This is a genomic window from Alloalcanivorax mobilis (assembly GCF_002864685.1).
GTDB classification, from domain to species: Bacteria; Pseudomonadota; Gammaproteobacteria; order Pseudomonadales; family Alcanivoracaceae; genus Alloalcanivorax; species Alloalcanivorax mobilis.
The window spans coordinates 1-18,100 of record NZ_NMQZ01000004.1; the positions used below are offsets into that span (position 1 = coordinate 1).

General features: G+C 64.4%; 18 protein-coding genes and 1 tRNA gene. 12 read left to right on the top strand and 7 right to left on the bottom strand.

Features of this window, described 5'->3' with window-relative positions; all coding sequences use genetic code 11:
• Positions 1 to 519: 519 nt before the first annotated feature.
• A tRNA-Arg gene (locus tag CGS25_RS03750) sits at positions 520 to 596 on the bottom strand.
• 476 nt (positions 597 to 1,072) lie between these two features.
• Here CGS25_RS03750 and CGS25_RS03755 point away from each other — a divergent pair.
• From CGS25_RS03755 to CGS25_RS03770, 4 genes are all read left to right on the top strand, one after another.
• Complete coding sequence (locus CGS25_RS03755) at positions 1,073 to 1,399, top strand: DMT family transporter (RefSeq protein ID WP_089033700.1); 327 nt, start codon at positions 1,073 to 1,075, stop codon at positions 1,397 to 1,399.
• Positions 1,400 to 1,506: 107 nt separating this feature from the next.
• Entirely contained in the window at positions 1,507 to 2,196 is a 690-nt protein-coding gene (locus CGS25_RS03760) for a response regulator transcription factor (RefSeq protein ID WP_089033699.1), read from the top strand.
• 462 nt (positions 2,197 to 2,658) lie between these two features.
• Positions 2,659 to 5,259: a CHASE2 domain-containing protein gene (locus tag CGS25_RS03765; protein WP_089033698.1), complete on the top strand. Its 2,601-nt coding sequence runs from the start codon at positions 2,659 to 2,661 to the stop codon at positions 5,257 to 5,259.
• Positions 5,260 to 5,390: 131 nt separating this feature from the next.
• Positions 5,391 to 5,846 carry a c-type cytochrome gene (locus CGS25_RS03770; RefSeq protein ID WP_089033697.1) on the top strand — a complete coding sequence of 152 codons (456 nt, stop codon included), beginning with the start codon at positions 5,391 to 5,393 and terminating at the stop codon, positions 5,844 to 5,846.
• Positions 5,847 to 5,914: 68 nt separating this feature from the next.
• Here the strand turns inward: CGS25_RS03770 and rep are convergent, their stop codons facing one another.
• Complete coding sequence (gene rep / locus CGS25_RS03775) at positions 5,915 to 7,936, bottom strand: DNA helicase Rep (RefSeq protein WP_089033696.1); 2,022 nt, start codon at positions 7,934 to 7,936, stop codon at positions 5,915 to 5,917.
• A gap of 88 nt (positions 7,937 to 8,024) precedes the next feature.
• On the opposite strand from rep, the gene CGS25_RS03780 reads away from it, so the two are divergent.
• From CGS25_RS03780 to CGS25_RS03795, 4 genes are all read left to right on the top strand, one after another.
• On the top strand, positions 8,025 to 8,735 hold the full coding sequence (locus tag CGS25_RS03780) for a pseudouridine synthase (protein ID WP_101674632.1): 711 nt from the start codon (positions 8,025 to 8,027) through the stop codon (positions 8,733 to 8,735).
• Positions 8,732 to 8,989: a VF530 family protein gene (locus CGS25_RS03785; protein ID WP_101674633.1), complete on the top strand. Its 258-nt coding sequence runs from the start codon at positions 8,732 to 8,734 to the stop codon at positions 8,987 to 8,989. Before CGS25_RS03780 ends, CGS25_RS03785 begins: the two co-directional genes overlap by 4 nt.
• Entirely contained in the window at positions 8,986 to 9,462 is a 477-nt protein-coding gene (locus CGS25_RS03790; RefSeq protein WP_101674634.1) for a LabA-like NYN domain-containing protein, read from the top strand. Before CGS25_RS03785 ends, CGS25_RS03790 begins: the two co-directional genes overlap by 4 nt.
• 69 nt (positions 9,463 to 9,531) lie before the next feature.
• Complete coding sequence (locus CGS25_RS03795) at positions 9,532 to 10,260, top strand: pseudouridine synthase (RefSeq protein WP_232802246.1); 729 nt, start codon at positions 9,532 to 9,534, stop codon at positions 10,258 to 10,260.
• A 1-nt stretch (position 10,261) separates the two neighbouring features.
• Here CGS25_RS03795 and CGS25_RS03800 read toward each other — a convergent pair whose 3' ends face one another.
• On the bottom strand, positions 10,262 to 10,807 hold the full coding sequence (locus CGS25_RS03800; protein WP_101674635.1) for a DUF1415 domain-containing protein: 546 nt from the start codon (positions 10,805 to 10,807) through the stop codon (positions 10,262 to 10,264).
• Entirely contained in the window at positions 10,804 to 11,277 is a 474-nt protein-coding gene (locus tag CGS25_RS03805) for an MOSC domain-containing protein (RefSeq protein ID WP_101674636.1), read from the bottom strand. Before CGS25_RS03805 ends, CGS25_RS03800 begins: the two co-directional genes overlap by 4 nt.
• A 179-nt stretch (positions 11,278 to 11,456) precedes the next feature.
• Between CGS25_RS03805 and CGS25_RS03810 the strand changes: the two genes are divergently transcribed.
• From CGS25_RS03810 to CGS25_RS03830, 4 genes are all read left to right on the top strand, one after another.
• Positions 11,457 to 12,509 carry an AraC family transcriptional regulator gene (locus CGS25_RS03810; protein ID WP_101674637.1) on the top strand — a complete coding sequence of 351 codons (1,053 nt, stop codon included), beginning with the start codon at positions 11,457 to 11,459 and terminating at the stop codon, positions 12,507 to 12,509.
• 164 nt (positions 12,510 to 12,673) lie between these two features.
• A complete protein-coding gene (locus CGS25_RS03815) occupies positions 12,674 to 13,420 on the top strand; it encodes an SDR family NAD(P)-dependent oxidoreductase (protein WP_101674638.1) in 747 nt (248 codons plus the stop codon).
• A 309-nt stretch (positions 13,421 to 13,729) separates the two neighbouring features.
• On the top strand, positions 13,730 to 14,419 hold the full coding sequence (locus CGS25_RS03825) for a TetR/AcrR family transcriptional regulator (RefSeq protein ID WP_157933780.1): 690 nt from the start codon (positions 13,730 to 13,732) through the stop codon (positions 14,417 to 14,419).
• 28 nt (positions 14,420 to 14,447) lie between these two features.
• Entirely contained in the window at positions 14,448 to 15,344 is an 897-nt protein-coding gene (locus CGS25_RS03830; RefSeq protein WP_101674639.1) for a TauD/TfdA dioxygenase family protein, read from the top strand.
• Between the two features lie 51 nt (positions 15,345 to 15,395).
• Here the strand turns inward: CGS25_RS03830 and CGS25_RS03835 are convergent, their stop codons facing one another.
• The 3 genes from CGS25_RS03835 to CGS25_RS03845 are packed head-to-tail and all read right to left on the bottom strand — an operon-like array spanning position 15,396 to position 18,096.
• Positions 15,396 to 16,100 (bottom strand): ABC transporter ATP-binding protein, encoded by a 705-nt coding sequence (locus CGS25_RS03835; RefSeq protein WP_101674640.1) that lies wholly within the window; start codon positions 16,098 to 16,100, stop codon positions 15,396 to 15,398.
• A complete protein-coding gene (locus CGS25_RS03840) occupies positions 16,100 to 16,849 on the bottom strand; it encodes an ABC transporter ATP-binding protein (protein WP_101674641.1) in 750 nt (249 codons plus the stop codon). Before CGS25_RS03840 ends, CGS25_RS03835 begins: the two co-directional genes overlap by 1 nt.
• Positions 16,846 to 18,096, bottom strand: a complete 1,251-nt coding sequence (locus tag CGS25_RS03845) for a branched-chain amino acid ABC transporter permease (protein WP_157933781.1) — start codon at positions 18,094 to 18,096, stop codon at positions 16,846 to 16,848. Before CGS25_RS03845 ends, CGS25_RS03840 begins: the two co-directional genes overlap by 4 nt.
• Between the last annotated feature and the right edge of the window lie 4 nt (positions 18,097 to 18,100).

Consider the following 18,100-nt stretch of genomic DNA (forward strand, 5'->3'; position numbering starts at 1 on the left):
AAGGGCACCCGAAGGGCGACACAACGGGGTGTCCTTCCTTCCCTTCATAAAAAAAGAGGGGGCTTCGCTCCGGCCTACGGCCCGCACTGCGTGCGTTCACCCGCTGCGCGGGATGTGTTTACTATCTTGGACAAGCAAGACCAGCCGCTTGCGGCTGGAACGCCGAAGGCGGCCCGAAGGGTGAGTGGCAACGCCACGAATCAAGTAAAACGCCCAACAGGGCGTCAGCGGCGATGGGAAATGGATCGGCATTGAGTAAATTCCCGCTATTCCGCGATGAACCATAAAAAGGGTCACCCGGGAGGGGTGAGGGGAGTAGCGAAGGTGTTTCATGCCTCCGTGAGGATGGATCGAACCGGCTTTTTGCCGGTTCGCCCCCTGCGGGGCTTCGCGGCACGTTGTGCCGCTCGTCGTTATCTCGCTTGTAAAGCGAGATAATCGAACCTGAGAGGTTGGAATGAGCCGCTCAGGCCCACCAAATAAAAAAGGGCCACCCGCGAGGGGTGGCCCTTTTTTATTTGGTACGCCCGAGAGGATTCGAACCTCTGACCTTTGCCTCCGGAGGGCAACGCTCTATCCAGCTGAGCTACGGGCGCAAAACTTTTTTCTGCGTTAGCACGTTCGGTGCGCTCCGAACAGCCTGACGACGCGATGCGCCGTTAACGCTCCCGGCGTTCGCCGGTCCGGCCCCTTGCCTGGCAGGGCAAGGGGCGCTCCGCCGGGCGAAAGCATGCTTTCGCTGGTCCGGCTGCGCCCAGCTGAGCTATCCAGGGGCGCAAAACTTTTTTCTGCGTTAGCACGTTCGGTGCGCTCCGAACAGCCTGACGACGCGGTGCGCCGTTAACGCTCCCGGCCGTTCGCTGGGCCGGTCTTCCGGCCTTGACGGGCCTGGGTGTTGATTTCGGAGGCGCATGATAGCCGGTTGTGCGGGGGGAGTCCATGGATTGGGTGGGGCGGGGAGGGGTGCGTATAATGCCGCCGCCCGCCGGTGCGTGCGGTGGGCGGCGGGTCTGTCTCTTACGGGTTTCCGGCGGGGCCGTGTCTCAATGAGCCCGGTATTGGGAGGTATTCAATGACCCCTTACTGGTGGGTGTTGCTGGCGGCGGTGCTGGTGGAGATCGCCTGGGCGATGAGCCTGAAGTGGATTCAGGTGCAGCCCGGGGTGCTGTCGGTGGGCTCTTCGCTGGCGTTGACGGCGCTCAACATGCTGGCCTTGTCGTACGCCATGCGCGGTATTCCGGTGGGCACGGCCTACGCGGTATGGACCGGGCTGGGCGCGGTGGGCATCACGTTGCTGGGTGTGCTGCTGTTTCACGATCCGCTCAACGCCGGGCGGTTGTTGTTCATGGGGCTGATCATCGCCGGCGTGGTGGGTTTGAAGATGACCGCCAACGCATGATGGCGCGGGCCCGGCGCACGCGGGTCGGGCTCGCCATTTTACAATCTTTTCCCGCTGTTGCAGTGTGGTTTGGGTAACCTTCAGCGTCAAAGGATGGAGTAAACACGGTGCGCATAGCTTACCTGGAAGACGATTACGCCCAAGCGGAGCTGGTCACTCACTGGCTTCGGGAAGCCGGGCATACCTGCATGCATCTCGCCAGTGGACGCGAGTTCATGAGTCTGCTGCGGCGAGACACCTTCGATCTGCTGTTGCTTGACTGGGAAGTCCCCGACATGAGCGGTTACGCCGTGTTGGGTGAGGTCAGAGCCAGCGGTAACCGGACCCCGGTGCTGTTTGCCACACAGCGCGATGATGAGTCATCGATTGTCGGGGCGCTGACCCAGGGAGCGGATGACTACATGGTGAAACCTGTCAAACAAGCGGAGCTTCTTGCCCGCCTCTCCGCATTGGGGCGTCGGGCCGGCGTGGGCGACATGGATGATCAAGGAATGATTACAGTGGGTCCCTGGACGATCGATCGGGGTCGTCGACAGATCCTCCTGGAGGAGGAAGCGGTCAAGCTCACCGATAAGGACTACGAGCTGGCCTGTTATTTGTTTCAGAACGTGGGCAAGTTGATGTCCCGGGCGCACCTGCTTGAGAAGGTGTGGGGCATCATGACGCCGATTGAATCCCGTACCGTGGATGTGCACATCAGCCGGATTCGGCGCAGCCTGCAGATCCGGCCGGAGCGCGGCTATCGAATCAAGACCGTGTACCAGCACGGTTATCGGCTCGAACCGATGGACGAATAAGGTCCGTCCTGGCCGGACGGGCGCTGCCCCGCCGGCCTTGTTGTTGCTGCCCTGGCTCGCGCCGGCGACCCGCCGGCGGCGGGCGATTCAACCCCCAAGTGATGTTGCGCGGTGCGCGGATGCTGTATCCTGCGGTCGGCGATGTCTGATCAGTCAGGCGGTTGGTGGCTGGAGCCGGCACGTCTCGCCGAGGGGCAGGGCGCGGCGGCGGTGTGCCAGCGGCCCGTTTTTCATTCGCTACGCTTTCCTGAAATCGCCCCAATCGGGCGCCACGGCGCTTTATGTGCGTCGTTGAACGCCGCCACGGGGAAAATCGTGATTTCAGGCTGGACACGCCCAACCGGGCGGTTACTGTACCAGAGGGCGCGCGTGGGCCGGGAATCGTCAGGGACAGCGATAACAAAACGGATTCGCGGATTTTCGTCGGGGTCATGGCCCTGGTTTTGACGTTTATAGGACACCATGCCGAAATTTGGCTCCGAACAAAAACGTTACCTGGTCGAGCACCTGTCGGTGCTGATGGTGGTGGCCGGCCTTTGCATACTGTTGATGATCAGCGGGGCGTTGTCGTTCCTGAACCGCTATCTCTACGACAATATGATGCAGATGGTGCCGGTGGAGCCCTCCGGTGACGTGGTGATCGTCGGCATCGACGAATACAGCCTGCGCGAGATCGGCCGCTGGCCCTGGGATCGCCGAGTGCATGCCCAGATCATCAATCAGCTCCATAAGCAGGGCGCGCGCGCCATTCTCATGGATCTGATCCTCTCCGAGCCGGACCGGGCTCATCCGAAATCCGACCAGGCCCTGACCGAGGCGATCGCCAACGACGGCCACGTCTATTTGCCGGTGCATGTGGAGCAGTTGCGCTCCGGCGGGCAGTTGATCGAAGTGCTGCCGCACGCGCCCTTTGCCCGGGTCGCCAAGGGCCTGGGGCACGTGGATCTGGAGTTGGATGGCGACGGCGTGGCGCGTTCGGTGTTCCTGCGCTCGGGCATCGGCCAGCCCTGGTGGCCGCACATCACCCAGGCATTGCTTGAGGGCGAGGGGCTGCTTTCGCCGGACGTCTACGCCGCCGGTGAAGAGCAGAGCTTCGCCGGGCTCGCCAATGTGCGCAAATACCCCCGCTTTATTCCGTTCACCGGCGGCGCCGGGACCTACCCCCAGGTGTCGGCGGTGGATCTGCTGGAAGGGCGGGTGCCGGACGATCTGATCAAAGGTCAGTTCGTGTTCATTGGCGCCACCGCCTCGGGGCTTGGCGATATGCTGCCCACCCCCACCGCCGGCCAGGGTGAATTGATGTCCGGCGTGGAGATCAACGCCAATATTTTCGATGCGCTGCGCGACGACCGGCTGATTCGTGGCATGGATACCCTGCCGGCGTTGTTGCTGAGCCTGCTGCTGGCGTTGCTGGCACCGTTGGCGCTGCCGTTCGTGCTGCCGCGCTGGAGCATCCCGCTGGTGATCGGTTCAATGCTGCTGACACTGGGCACCTGTCTGGGGCTGATGGTGCTGTTCGATCTGTGGTTCCCGCCGTCCTCGGCGTTGATCGCGGCTCTGGTGGCCTACCCGCTGTGGACCTGGCGCCGGCTTGAGTACTCGATGGCGTATATGCGCAATGCGCTGGAGCGGCTCTCCGAGCACAGCGACCTGAACCGCCGGCTCACCGAGCCGGCGCCGCTGTCGCGGATGTTGCGCATGCTCGACCAGGTGATGCCGTTGCGCGCCTGGCGGCTGGACACCCAGGGTGGCGCGTCCGCGGTATCCGGCGGTGAGAAACTGGCGCCGGTGGATTGGCGCGGGCCGCTGGCGCGCCGCTATCCGTTCCGGCACGAGGGCAAGCGCTACGAGCTCTGGGTGGTGTGGCGCCAGGGGCTGGACGCGGACACCTACGATTACTGGATTCGGGCGATGCTGGCGCGCACCGAGAATCGCCGTTCCCAGCAGGGTCCCCGTTTCGAAGTGATGGAAAAGCACGTCGAGCGCCTGCGTGACGAGGAGCAGCGCCAGCAGGCGCTGACCCGCTTCTTCCAGGTCGGCCTGGCGCAGATGAGCGAGGGCGTGCTGATCGCCGACGCTTGCGGCGGCGTGGTGTTTATTAACCCCCAGGCGGCCTATCTGCTCAGCCTGGAAGGCGTGGGCCAAGACACCCTGGGGCTGGCGGACATCGGCCGCGAGCTGGAATTCAGCGGTGAGCGGGGCTGGTTGGAGCTGCTCCAGGAGGTGCTCGCCGACGGGCGGGTGCAGAAGGAGTGCCGCAACCACCGTGGCATGGACCTCTACCTGGACATGATTCTGGTGCACGCCGGCGACCAGCCCGGGCGCATGCTGATCATCAGCCTCAAGGACATTTCCGACGTCAAACAGGCGATGCGCACGCGCACCGAAATGCTGGATTTCCTGTCCCACGACCTGCGCTCGCCGATGGTCTCGGTGCTGGCATTGATCGGCAAGATGCGCCACGGCGAGCAGGGCGAAAAACTGCGTGAGTTTCTCGATAACGTGGAACATTACGCGCACCGCAACCTGAACATCGCGGAGCAATTCCTGCAACTGGCCCGGGTCGAGGCCGACGAAGCGGTGGAGATGGTCGAGCAGGACATGCTCGATGTGGTGGAATCGGCCATCGATCAGGTGCAGATCCAGGCCCAGACCCGCAATATCGCCCTGCGCTTCAATTACGACCCGGATCAGGATGTGTGGGTGCGGGGCAACAACGAGTTGCTTGAGCGGCTGGTGGTCAATCTGCTGACCAACGCCATCAAATACAGCCACGAAGGTGGTCAGGTGGAGGTCAGCCTGGCCGCCGAAGACGGCCGGGTGCTCTGCGAGGTGCGTGACCAGGGGGTGGGCATCCCCGAAGGCTTCCAGGATCGCCTGTTCGAGCGCTTCAGCCGCGCCAGCAACAGTGGCGGGGGGCGCACTCGTGGCGCCGGCCTGGGGCTGCGTTTCGTCAAGGTGGTCACCGAGCGTCACGGTGGCGATATCCAGGTGCGGAGCGAGCCCGGCAAAGGCAGCTGTTTCACGCTTTCGCTGTTGCGGGTGGAGGTCAGCGGGCTGTGATTCTCCGGTGCTGGCAAACAGCCATTTTGTCCCCGTGTTTTCTAGGGGTATAATCGCCGCCGTCCAGAGGTTCCCCAGAGGCTTCCGACCTCTGACAAATTACTGAAATCAGAGGTGTAATCGTGAAGAAAATGCTGACTGCCAGTCTCGTTCTGATGGCCACGTTGTTTGCCGGTGTCGCGGCGGCCACCAGTACCCAGGACATTTCTCCTTACCCCCTGGGTGAGCGCTCCATTCTCAGCGATCGGGCGGTAGAGCAGCGTCTCAAGCCGGTCGGCAGCGTTTGCGTGCAAGGCGAGGACTGCGGCACCGCCGTGGCCGCTTCCGGTGGCGCCTCCGGCGAGCCGCGCGATGGCGAAACCGTCTATAACGGCCACTGCGCCGCCTGTCACGGTACCGGCGCCGCCGGCGCCCCGGTGTTCGGTGACGCGGCCTCTTGGAAGCCGCACGTGGCCAAAGGCATGGACACCCTGGTCAAGCACGCCATCGAAGGCTTCAACGCGATGCCGCCCAAGGGCATGTGCTCCGATTGCTCCGATGAAGAGATCAAGAACACCGTTCAGTACATGGTCGACAACAGCAAGTAACGCGACAACGTGCAGTAACCAAACGGCCGGGCTTGTCCCGGCCGTTTTGTGTGCGGTGCGTGCGCCGCTCAGTCGAGCAGGGCGCGCAGATTGGCGATGCTCGCTTCGGCGGCCTGGGTTTCCTGCTTTTCGTCTTTCTCGAACCCTTCGCCAATGTAGTGCAGGTCGTCCTGGGGCAGCTCTTCAATAAAGCGGCTGGGCAGGGTGTCGATCTTCTCGCCGTACTGTTTGCGGGTGCGCGCCTGGGTCATGGTCAGCGTCTCGCGGGCGCGGGTAATGCCCACGTACATCAGGCGCCGTTCCTCGACGATGTTGTCTTCTTCGATGCTGGTGCGGTGCGGCAGCAGCTCTTCTTCCACGCCCATCATGTAGACATGGGGAAACTCCAGGCCCTTGGAGGCGTGCAGCGTCATTAACTGGACGCGGTCGGAATCGTCTTCCTGGTCCTGTTGTTCGAGCATGTCCATCAGCACCAGCTTGCTGATCACCGCCTCCAGGTCGGTGGCGCCGTCGTCGTCTTCTTCTTGTTTTTCCAGCATGCGTTGAATGTTTCTGACCAACTGCCAGACATTCTGCATGCGCTTTTCGCCGATGCGCGGGCTGGAGGCGTTCTGCATGATCCAGTCTTCGTATTTCATCTCGGTGATCAGCTCATTGACCGCCTGCAGACTGTTGTGGCCAAAGCAGAAGCGCCGTTTCTGATCCAGCCAGCGTTTGAATTCGCCGAGCTTCTCCAGCGCCTTGGCGGGCATCACCTCGGCCAGGCCCAGGTCTTCACACACATGGTAGAGGCCTTGTTCGCGCTGCGCCGCCCAGCCGGCCAGCCGCTCCAGCGTGGCCGGGCCGATTTCCCGGCGCGGCGTGTTGATGATGCGCAGGAAGGCGTTGTCGTCGTCCGGGTTGACCAGCAGCCGCAGGTAGCACATCAGATCCTTGATTTCGCTGCGCGCGAAAAAGCTGGTGCCGCCGGACACCTTGTAGGGGATTTGCAGCGATTGCAGCTTCATTTCCAGAATGCGGGACTGGAAATTGCCCCGGTAGAGCACCGCGAAATCCCGCCAGTGCAGGCCCCCCTGCAAACGGCGATGGAACAGGTCGCCGGCGATCCAATCGGTCTCGCCGTCTTCGTCACGCATCGCCGCGATACGGATCGGCCCGCCGAAGCCGTAATCCGACCACAGGCTTTTTTCAAACACATGGGGGTTATTGGCGATCACCGTGTTGGCGGCTTTCAGAATGCGTCCGGTGGAGCGGTAGTTCTGCTCCAGTTTCACTACCTTGAGCGCCGGCCAGTCGTCCTGCAGCCGGGCCAGATTCTCCGGGCGCGCGCCGCGCCAGGCGTAGATCGACTGATCGTCGTCGCCGACCACGGTGAAGTGGCCCTCGGGCAGCGCCAGCATGCGCACCAGCTCGTACTGGGCGCCGTTAGTGTCCTGATACTCGTCCACCAGCAGATACTGAATGCGATGGCGCCACTTCTCGAGAATTCGGGGCTGGGCGCGGAACATGTCCGCTGGCATCAGGATCAGATCATCGAAATCCACCGCGTTGCAGGCGCGCAGCATGCGGTTGTAACCGCTGTAGGCCATCGCCGCGCGCAGTTCGTCGTCGCTGCTGGCATGGCTGACGGCCTGATCGGGGAGAATCAGTTCGTTTTTCCAGTCCGAGATGCGCTTTTGCACTCCGTCCACCGCGGCGGCGTCTTTTTCCGACTCGCCCTGCAACAGGATTTCCTTGAGAATTTCCTTGCTGTCCGCCTGGTCGAGAATCGAGAAGCCGCGCCGCAACCCGCACGCCGCCAGTTCGCTTTTGAGGATGCGCAGCCCCAGGTTGTGGAAGGTGGACACAATCAGCCCGCGGGTCTGGCCACGGCTGGCCAGCGCCTGCACCCGCTCTTTCATTTCCCGGGCGGCTTTATTGGTGAAGGTCACCGCGGCGATGCGCCGCGCCGGCACGCCCCGCTCCTGGATCAGCCAGGCGATCTTGCGGGTGATCACGCTGGTCTTGCCGGAGCCGGCGCCCGCCAGGACCAGCAGGGGGCCATCCGTGTACAGTACGGCTTCCTGTTGGCGCGGGTTGAGATTGGACATCGAGGCTCCGGAGCGGCGGCGGTGGCGAAGCGCGTATCATACCAGCCCGACCCCCACGGCGAAGAGCACGGCACGAGGTAATAGTGGAATGAGGCTGGATCGCTTTCTCGGCCAGCACCGGGCGCTGGGCCGGCGCACCGTGCGGCGGCTGCTGGCCGCCGGCCGGGTAACGGTGGATGGCCGGCCGGTGCGCGACGGCCACCACCCGGTGGACGGCTTCAGCCGGATCGTGCTGGATGACGAACCGCTGCAGGGCAAGCAGGCGCGCTATCTGATGCTGCATAAACCCACCGGCTGTGTCAGTGCCACTTTCGACCCACGGCACCCGACGGTGCTGGATCTGATCGACGGTGAAAGCGACGAACTGCACCTGGCGGGCCGGCTGGATTTCAATACCACCGGTTTGCTGCTGCTCACCAACGATGGCCACTGGTCGCGCCGGCTGACCCGCCCGGGTGGGCACTGGCCCAAGGTTTACCGGGTGCGCACCGAAGACCCGATCGAAGACCATTACGCGGCGACTTTCGCCGCCGGCCTTCATTTTCGCTATGAGGACCTGACCACGCGGCCCGCCGTGCTCGAAACCCTGGGTCGGTACGAGGCCCGCCTGACCCTGAGCGAAGGGCGCTATCATCACGTCAAGCGGCTGTTTGGCCATTTCAATAACCGGGTGGTGGCGTTGCACCGCGAGCGCATCGGCCCGATCGTGCTGGACCCGGCCCTCGCCCCCGGGCAGTATCGCCCCCTCACCGATCAGGAAATTCATCTGTGCCGCCAGGACCCGGAGACCCCGCCATGACCACGGGCCATCACGACGCTCACCGCAACGACCCTTTGCACGGCATTACCCTTGAGCGCATGGTCACCGAGCTGCAGGAAACGCTGGGCTGGCCGGAGCTGGCGCGGCGGCTGCCGATCCGCTGCTTTCAATTTCAGCCGAGCGTGAAATCCAGCCTGGCGTTTCTGCGCCGCACGCCCTGGTCGCGCGCCAAACTGGAAGGGCTGTACCGCGAGAGCCTGGGCCTCGAGCCGCTGCCGGAGCCGCGCCCATGACCCGCGTGGCGGTGTTCGTGGACGTGCAGAATCTCTATTACACCGCCCGGCAGACGTTCCAGAGCAACGTGGATTACAACGCGCTCTGGGCGCGCGTCACCGGCGGCCGCCAGGTGGTCGCCGCCCACGCCTACGCGGTGGACCGGGGCGACGAAAAGCAACGGCAGTTCCAGAACATCCTGCGCGCCATCGGTTTCAACGTGAAGCTCAAGCCGTTCGTGCAACGCGCCGACGGCTCGGCGAAAGGCGATTGGGACGTGGGCATCACCATCGATATCCTGGAACAGGCCGCCGACGCGGACGTGATCGTGCTGGCCTCCGGCGACGGTGACTTCGCCATTCTCGCCGAGCACATCCGCGCCAAACACGGCTGCCGGGTGGAGGTCTACGGCGTGCAGGCGCTCACCGCCGCCGCCCTGGCCCGCGCCGCTGACCAGTTCGTGCCCATTGAGGGCGGCCTTCTGTTGAAATAAGGGGTGTTGGAATCACCGTTGCCGGAAGGGGCGGTTGAGACAAGCACCGTTGCGATGAGTGTGGTGGAGATGAGCGAGACTTCCGTGCGTCTGGATTTCTTTGTGGCCCACGCCGCTGGCGTGACCCGCAAGCAGGCCAAGGCGCTGATTCGCGCCGGCCGGGTGGCGCTGCTTGATGGCACCGGCCAGCCGCGGGCCGGCAAAGCCAACACCGCGGTGGCCGCCGCCGACCGGGTGCTGCTGGATGGCCAGCCGCTGGCATTGCCCGGCCACCGTTACCTGATGATCCACAAGCCCGCCGGGGTGGTGTGCGCCACCCGCGACGGCACTCTGCCCACCGTGATGGACCTGCTGCCTGGCGCCGAGCGCGAGAATCTGCGCATCGTCGGCCGGCTTGACCGCGACACCACCGGCCTGCTGCTGCTGACCAGCGACGGTGACTGGTCGCACCGCCTCACCGCGCCCCGCCAGCGCTGCGCCAAGCGCTACCGGGTGACCACCGCCGAGCCGCTCAGCGACAGCCAGGCCCGGCAACTGGCCGACGGCGTGGTGCTCAAGGACAACCCACGCCCGACCCGCCCCGCCGGGGTGCAACGGCTCGACTCGGGCGGCCTGTTGTTAAGCCTGGAAGAGGGCCGTTACCACCAGGTAAAACGGATGCTGGCGGCGGTCGGCAATCGGGTGGTGGCGCTGCATCGCGAAGCGGTCGGGGCAATCGAACTGGACCCGGCCCTGGCGCCCGGTGAATGGCGTCAACTGAGCGCGGCGGAAGTGGCGTCGGTGGGCGCGGACGCCTGATTCAGGGCGCGCGCCAGCCGGCGAACAGCCGCTTGAGCGCGGCCGCGCCCAGGCGGTTCATTGCCTCGATGTTGCGTTCGGGAATCTGGTCCGCGTCCGGGTAGTGCTCCAGGGCCCGGCTCAGGCTGTCTTCGCGCAGTATGTGCAGAATCGGATACGGCGCCCGGTTGGTGTAGTTTTCCGCGTCGCCGGGGGCGGTGCCGGCGAACTGGTAGGCGGGGTGGAAGCTGGCGACCTGATAGGCGTCGCCGTCGCCATGATTTTCCAGCAGCGCGTCCACCTGATCGAGAAAATCATTGTAATCGAGGAAATCGGCGAGCATCGCCGGCACCACCAGCAGGGTGGTCTCGCGCTCGCCGGCGGCGCTGTCGTCGAGCCGCCGCAGTTCGGCGCTCAGCTGCGCCAGCAGTTGCGCCTCGCCGGTGGCGTCGCTGACCACGATCGCCACCTGGTCGCGGCCATAGGGCTGACTCGCGAACGGGCACAGCCCCAGGCCGATCACCGCCTGCTCCAGCCATTGCCGGGTGCGTTGTTCGATCTCGTTCATGGGCGCGGCTCCGGATTGATGTCGATGTGATCGCCTTCACGGATCACGCCGGTGCCGAGAATCTCCGCGCGCAACCCGCCACGGCCCAGCAGTGAGCGGATCACCTCGCGTGGCGCCAGCCCGGGACGCGCCAGCAAATGCCCCACCACCGTGCACGGCTCGCACAGCTCGACGCCGCGCAACAGCACATCGCCGACCTGGAAGCGGCGGCCCGGCAAGTCGTTCAACGCCAGACCTTCGGTGAGCACGTTGCGCCGCAACGTGGCCGGGTCGACCGGGGCGCCGTGGCGCTCGGCGAAAGCGCGCACCTGCTCCCATTCGATCAGGGTGATCTGCTGTTCCGGGGCGTTGCCCCGGCGGTAGTGGCGGTCGCCGACGATGCCACAGCCCGAGCGGACCTGGACCGCCGGCTGGCGGTGAATCGGCGCACGCTTTTCAGCGGCGGTGTAGAGGGCGCGGACGCGGGCCATGGCGGATGCTCGGCGGTGGACAGTGGCCGCCATGGTAACGGCCCTTGGCGCCGCCGTCAGCGCAATCGCGCGCGCAGGGCCAGCACATCCACCGGGCGCCGCCGGCCAGGGCAAAGAGCCGCGCTGGACAAGCACCTGTCATTTTCGGACAAAGCCGCGAACAGGTGTATCTTTCCCGGATGAATACGCCGCCGCCCGTCTTCGCCAGCCTGGTCACTGATCGCACGCCGATCCCGGTGAACTACGTGCGCAATCTTCTGGAGCTGGTGGAGGAGTTCGGCCTCGACACCGCAGACTTACTGAAGCAGATGGGACTGACTGCCGAGCAGGTGTACAGCCCGGCGCCGGCGCTGCGTTTCGAGCAGTTCCGCCGGGTCATGGACGGCGCCCGCGCGATGACCGGCGATGCGGCCATCGGCCTGGCGCTGGGCCGGCAGTTAACGGTCACCGCGCATGGCCTGCTCGGCTACGCGGCGATCAGCAGTGCCAATCTGGGCGAGGCGTTGGGCCTGCTTGAGCGTTATTTCCGCACCCGCACCCGGCTGTGTTTGCCGCGCCTGCGGGTGCAAGGCGATGGGGTACGCTTCTGCCTCGCCGAGCCTTATCCGCTCGGCGATATCCGCGTGCCTTATCTGGAGGTGGTGACCGCCGCCCTGGTCAGCGGGTTGCGTTACCTGCTCGCCGGTCGCTTCCGCGACGCCACCCTGGAGCTGCCCTACGCGGCACCGCCGCACGCGGCGCGCTACCCGCAGGTGCTGGGGATGCCGGTGCGCTTCGGCCAGCCGGTGGCGGCGCTGTGCTTCCCCGCCGCGCTGATGGCCGAGCCGTTTTCCCTGGCCGACCCCACTTCCCGGCAAATGGCGGCGCAGAAGTGCGAACAGGAACTGCTGCGCCTGGAAGCTGATCAGGACTGGGCCTCGCGGGTGCGCGCCCGGCTAATGCAGGCTGAAGGGATGTTGCCCAGCCTCGATCAACTGGCGGCCAGCTTTCATCTCACCTCGCGCACCCTGCGCCGCTATCTGGCCGCCGTCGGCGTGGGCTATCGCGACCTGCTCGACGAAGTGCGCATGGCCCGCGCGGTGCGCTATCTGCAAGACAACCTGCCGGTGCAGCAGGTCGCCGACCTGCTCGGTTACGCCGAGCCCAGCAATTTTACCCGTGCCTTCCGCCGTTGGACCGGTCACCCACCCAGTTTTTATCAGGGCGTTGTTCAGAGGCTCCCAGGCGGCTGATCCGCCCGCGCGTTGGCTTTTGGCGCGGATCGTCGCGCTGTTCCTCGACACAAGGCACAATCGTCCCTTTCGCCGAGCCCTCGCCCGCCGTTCGCGGGTACAACGAGGGCCGGTGTTTATCGTTTGCGCGCCGCCTGAAGCGGGCGCCAGGAGAGGAGAAAACCATGTTTGAAATGACCGGTAAACGGGTTCTGATCACCGGCGCGTCCAGTGGGTTTGGCGCCCATTTCGCCGTTGCCCTGGCCAAGCAGGGCGCCGATCTGGTGCTGGCCGCCCGCCGCGTCGAGAAACTTGAGCAGACCGCGCAAGCGGTGCGCGATCTCGGTCGCGAAGCCCTGGTGGTGCCCATGGACGTGGCCGACCACGCCAGTGTGGAGAAGGCGTTCGCCGACATGCCCGCCCTGGACGTGGTGGTCAACAACGCCGGCATTACCCGCGAAGGCAGCACCGACCGGATCGACGCCGAGGATTGGAACGCGGTGATCGACACCAACCTCAATGGGGTCTGGGCGGTCAGCAAGTTCGCGATCCAGCAATGGCGTCGCGACGAGCGCCCCGGCAACCTGATCAACATCGCTTCGATTCTGGGGCTGCGGGTCGGCGCCATGCTCGCCCCCTACACCGCCTCGAAAGCCGCGGTGGTGCAACTGACACAGTCCATCGCCCTGGATTACGCCCGCTACAACATCCGCTGCAACGCCATTTGCCCGGGCTATTTTGAAACCGACATCAACCGCGAATTCTTCCAGGGGCCCCACGGCGCCAAGCTGATCAAGCGGATTCCCTATCACCGCCTCGGGCAGATCGACGAACTGGTCGGCCCACTGCTGTTGCTCGCCTCCGACGCTTCCAGCTACATGAGCGGCGCCGCCCTTCCGGTGGATGGCGCGCATTTGTGTAATACGCTTTAGGGCGTTAGACGTCTGACGCCGGACGCCGGACGCCGGACGCCGGACGCCAGACGCCAGACGCCAGACGCTAAACCCGCGTCTGCCAGGCTTGGTGTGTTTTCTGCGAGACCCCGTGCAAACAGATAGGTTCGCGGAGGCATTCCAGGAAACACCCCATCGATCTCCGCACCGGGTTTAGCGTCCGGCGTCCGGCGTCCGGCGTCTAGCGTCAAGCGTCCGCCCACCCTTGACACCCCTTCCTCGCCAGGCCTAGTCTTTGAATCAAGATTAATGAAGTCTCATTGATTGCGTCGACACCGGAGGATGACCGTGAGTGCAGCCCGTAATCCACGCGCGCCCCGCCGCAGCGAGAACGAAACCCGCGACCGCTTGATCGATACCGCTGAGCGTCTGTGGGCGGACGAGGGGCTGGGCTCGGTGTCGCTGAACCGCATCCGCAAGGAAGCCGGTGAGAAAAACGCCTCGGTGATCAACTATCACTTTGGCTCCGAAGAGGGGCTGCTGCTGGCGGTGCTGCGCCGCCATTGGGACGCCATTATCGCCGACCGCCGGGCGCGGCTGGCCACCATCAATCGCGGTGACGGAGTGGCCGCCGTACAAGGCTTGGCGGAGGCGATGGTATTGCCGTTCGCGGCCACCCTGACCACCCCGGAAAAGCCCTCCTGCTACGTGCAACTGATGGCTCAGTGGTATCGCAGCCCGGCCTGGCGCAACGCCAAATCACTGAGCGGCTGGAACGACAACGCGGTGCGTGAAACCGAGCTGGTGGCGATCGACATCCTGCCCGAGCTGCCGGCCTGGGTAGTGGTGCAACGAATGCGCTTTCTGATCGGCATGGGCATCAATGTGCTGGCCGATTGGGAGAGCGCCGAGCGGCTAGCGCAAAAGCCGGCCGGGCATCTGCCGCGTCAGGTGGTGATCACCATGCTGATCGACAGCCATATCAATTTGCTCGGCGGTGCATGCGCCGCCTGGCTGAAGGAGGAAGAGACTCCCTGAGACTTTCCGACAAAAAGGAGAACAACCGATGTCGTATCGCAATATTGAAGTCCGCAAAGTCACCCCGCGCCTGGGCGCGGAAATTCACGGCGTGGATCTGAGCCAGGAACTGGAAGAGGACACCCTGGCGGAGATTCGCCGGGCCCTGGTGGACAACCAGGTGATTTTTTTTCGCGATCAGGACATGACCCTGGATCAGCACAAGGCGTTCGGTCGCCGCTTCGGCGAACTGCATGTGCACCCGGCGGCCAAATCGCCAGAAGGTCACCCGGAGGTGCTGCCGATCCACGCCGATGAACACTCCCGCTACGTGGCCGGCGAAGCCTGGCACACCGATGTGTCCTGCGATGAAGAACCACCAATGGCCAGCATTCTGCGCCTGCACACGGTGCCCGAATGCGGCGGTGATACGCTGTTTTCCAGCATGTACGCCGCCTACGATGCGCTGTCGCCGCGCATGAAGGAATTTTTGAAAAGTTGCAAGGCGGTGCATTCCGGTGAGCACGTTTACCGTGGCTATTATCAGACCGGAAAAGGCCAGCGAGAGGACACCCAGAACGCTTTCCCTGAGCATGAGCATCCGGTGATCCGCACGCACCCGGAAAGTGGCCGCCAGTCACTGTATGTGAATTCCGGGTTCACCACTCGCATCGTCGGGCTGAATAAAGACGAAAGCGACGCGTTGCTGAAATTCCTTTTCAATCACATTGCCCAGCCCCAGTTTCATTGCCGCTTCAACTGGCGCAAGAACTCCATCGCCTTTTGGGATAACCGCTGCGTGCAACATTACGCCATGTGGGATTACTACCCGGAAGTGCGCAGTGGTTACCGGGTAACGATCAAGGGCGACCGGCCTTATTTCGACAGCGAAGGCGTGGAAGGCGAGCTCAATCTGGCGCCCCACCGGCGCGTGCGGGCGGCTTGATACAGGGCGTCTGACGTCTGACGTCCGACGTCCGACGTCCGACGCCCGGATTCAAGACACCTCCAGCCAGCGAGTGCGCACCTCGTGGTTGGCGCGGAACTCTTCCACGCTGCCCTCGAAGACGATTTCGCCGTGGCCCATCACCGCCACGTGGTCGGCAATCTGCAACGCCAGTGACAACTTCTGCTCCAGCAGCAGCACGCCGATGCCACGGCGTTTCATTTCCAGCACCGTATCGCGCACCACGCCGACGATCTTCGGCGCCAGCCCCTCGGTGGGCTCATCAATGAGGATCATCAATGGGTTGCCGAGCAGAGTGCGGAACATGGTCAGCATTTGCTGCTCGCCGCCGGACAGGCTGCCGGCCTTGACGCGGCGGCGTTCGCGCAGGCGCGGGAACAGATCGTACAGTTCCTCCGGTGTCCAGGTCGGCGCTCCGGGGATGCCTTTTTTGCGCCCGATGGTCATGTTTTCGTCGACACTCAGATTAAGAAAAATCTCGCGCTCCTCGGGCACATAGCCGATGCCGGCGCGGGACACCTCGTGGGGCGCGCGGCCGGCCAGTTCGCGTCCGCCCAGGTTCACCGAGCCGGACGTGGGCGGCAGCAGGCCGATGATCGACTTGCACAGTGTCGAGCGGCCGGAACCGTTGCGGCCAAGAATGGTGCCGATCTCGCCGGGTTTGAGTTGGTAGCGCACGCCGTTGAGCACATGGCTTTTGCCGTAGTGGGCGTGCAGGTCGTTGACGGTCAGCATCAGGCGGTGGCCTCCCCGAGATAGGCTTCTTGCACGCGCGCGTCGGCGCGAATCTGCTCCGGCGTGCCGGTGCTCAATACCGAACCGTACACCAGCACCGAGATGCGATCGGCCAAGCGGAACACCACTTCCATATCGTGCTCGACGATCAGCAGGGTCTTGCCCACGGTGGCCTGCTCGATCAGTTCGATGGTGTGGCTGGTTTCTTCGCGGGACATGCCGGCGGTGGGTTCGTCGAGCAGGATCACGCGCGGCCCGGTAGCCAGGGTCATGCCGATTTCCAATGAGCGCTGTTGCGAATAGGTCAGGTCGCCGGCGAGCCGGTCACGCTCGCTGCTCAGGCGCATGCGTTCCAGCACCTCATCGACACTTTCCTCGATGCGCCGCCAGGCCTGGCCCCGGCGGCTAAAGGGCCAGCGCCGGCCATGCAGGCCCATGACGCCGAGCAGCAGATTGTCGCGCACCGACACCCCGGCCACCACATTGGTGATCTGAAAGGAACGCCCCAGCCCCAGCCGGTTGACGCGCGCCGGTGTCAGCCCGGCGATCTCCTGATCGAACAGGGTGATCGAGCCGGCGCTGGGCCGGTCGCGGCCGGATATCAGATTGAACAGCGTCGACTTGCCGGCCCCGTTGGGGCCCAGCAACGCATGCCGCTCGCCCTCGCGGATATCCAGGTCGACATTTTTCAGCACTTCGGTGGCGCCGAAGCGCTTTTGTACTCCGGTTAAACACAACGCCGATGTCATGTTTCACTCCCGATACGATCCAGGGCCTGGCGATGACTGGCCATGGCCCAGCGTAGCAATACGGTGCCGGCGCCGATCAGCACCAGCACGAAGGTGAAGGTGCCGATGCCCAGCGGGTGCCAGTCGATGCCCCACAGCGACACCGGCGGCCAGGTCTCGCCGCTGGTCAGACGCAGCACCCGATAAGAGCTGCCCATCACGGTGCCTACCAGCTCCACCACGGTGATGGTGGCCACGGCGATCAGCAGGCTGGCCAGGGCGCCGACCGCGTAGGCGGGAGCGTGGTGCGCCAGACGGCCTTCGCGCGCCTGGCGGGTGGCGCCGCTGAACAGCCCGCCCAGCCCGCCGGGGGCGTACATGATCACCAATACGAAAATCAGCCCTTGGTAGAGCAACCAGAAATGCGACAGCCCGCCAATGTAATAACCGAACAAGGTGTTGAAGGCCGCGCCCAGCGCCGGACCGAGAAACACCGCCGAGCCGCCGATCACGGTGTTCAACACCACCTCCGCGGAGGTCAGCGTGGCGAACATGGAAGCATTGGCGGACTCGTTCATGAATGCCATCAGGCTGCCGGCCACCGCCGACACCCCGGCGGACACCGCGAAGCCGACCACCTTGATGGAATGCGTGCGGTAACCGAGAAAGCGCACCCGCTCCTCGTTTTCGCGCAATGCGTACATCAGCAGCCCGAACGGGCTGCGCAGCAGCGCCCACAGCGCGATCACCAACAGCACGCTCCACACCAAACAGTAGTAATAGACCGACGTGGCGTCCTGAAAGCCGAACAGCCACCAGTCGGTCCGAATCGAGCGCACCCCGGCCTCGCCGCCAAAAAAGCCCTGCCATTTGTCGGCGATCACATGGGTCAGCTCCGCCACCGCCAGGGTGATCATGGCGAAATAAATGCCGGTGCGGCGGCTGGCGAACCAGCCCATCAGCGCCCCCACCACAACGCCCAGCGCGCCGGCCAGAACCGGCAGCAGGGGCGCGGGCAAACCCCAGCCTTCATCGATGGCGTTCATCATGTGCAAGGTGGCGAAGGTGCCAATGCCCAGATAGGCGGCGTGGCCAAACGAGAGCAGCCCCATTTGTCCCCAGAGCAGATTGAAACCCATGGCGAACAGACCGGCGATCAGGCACTTGGTGGCCACGTTGATCAGGGTGGCGCTGTCGGTGAGCGGCAACAGCACCAGCAACAGCAGGGTGGCCGCCAGCCATGCGTAGCGAGCCACAGGCGAAGACATAACG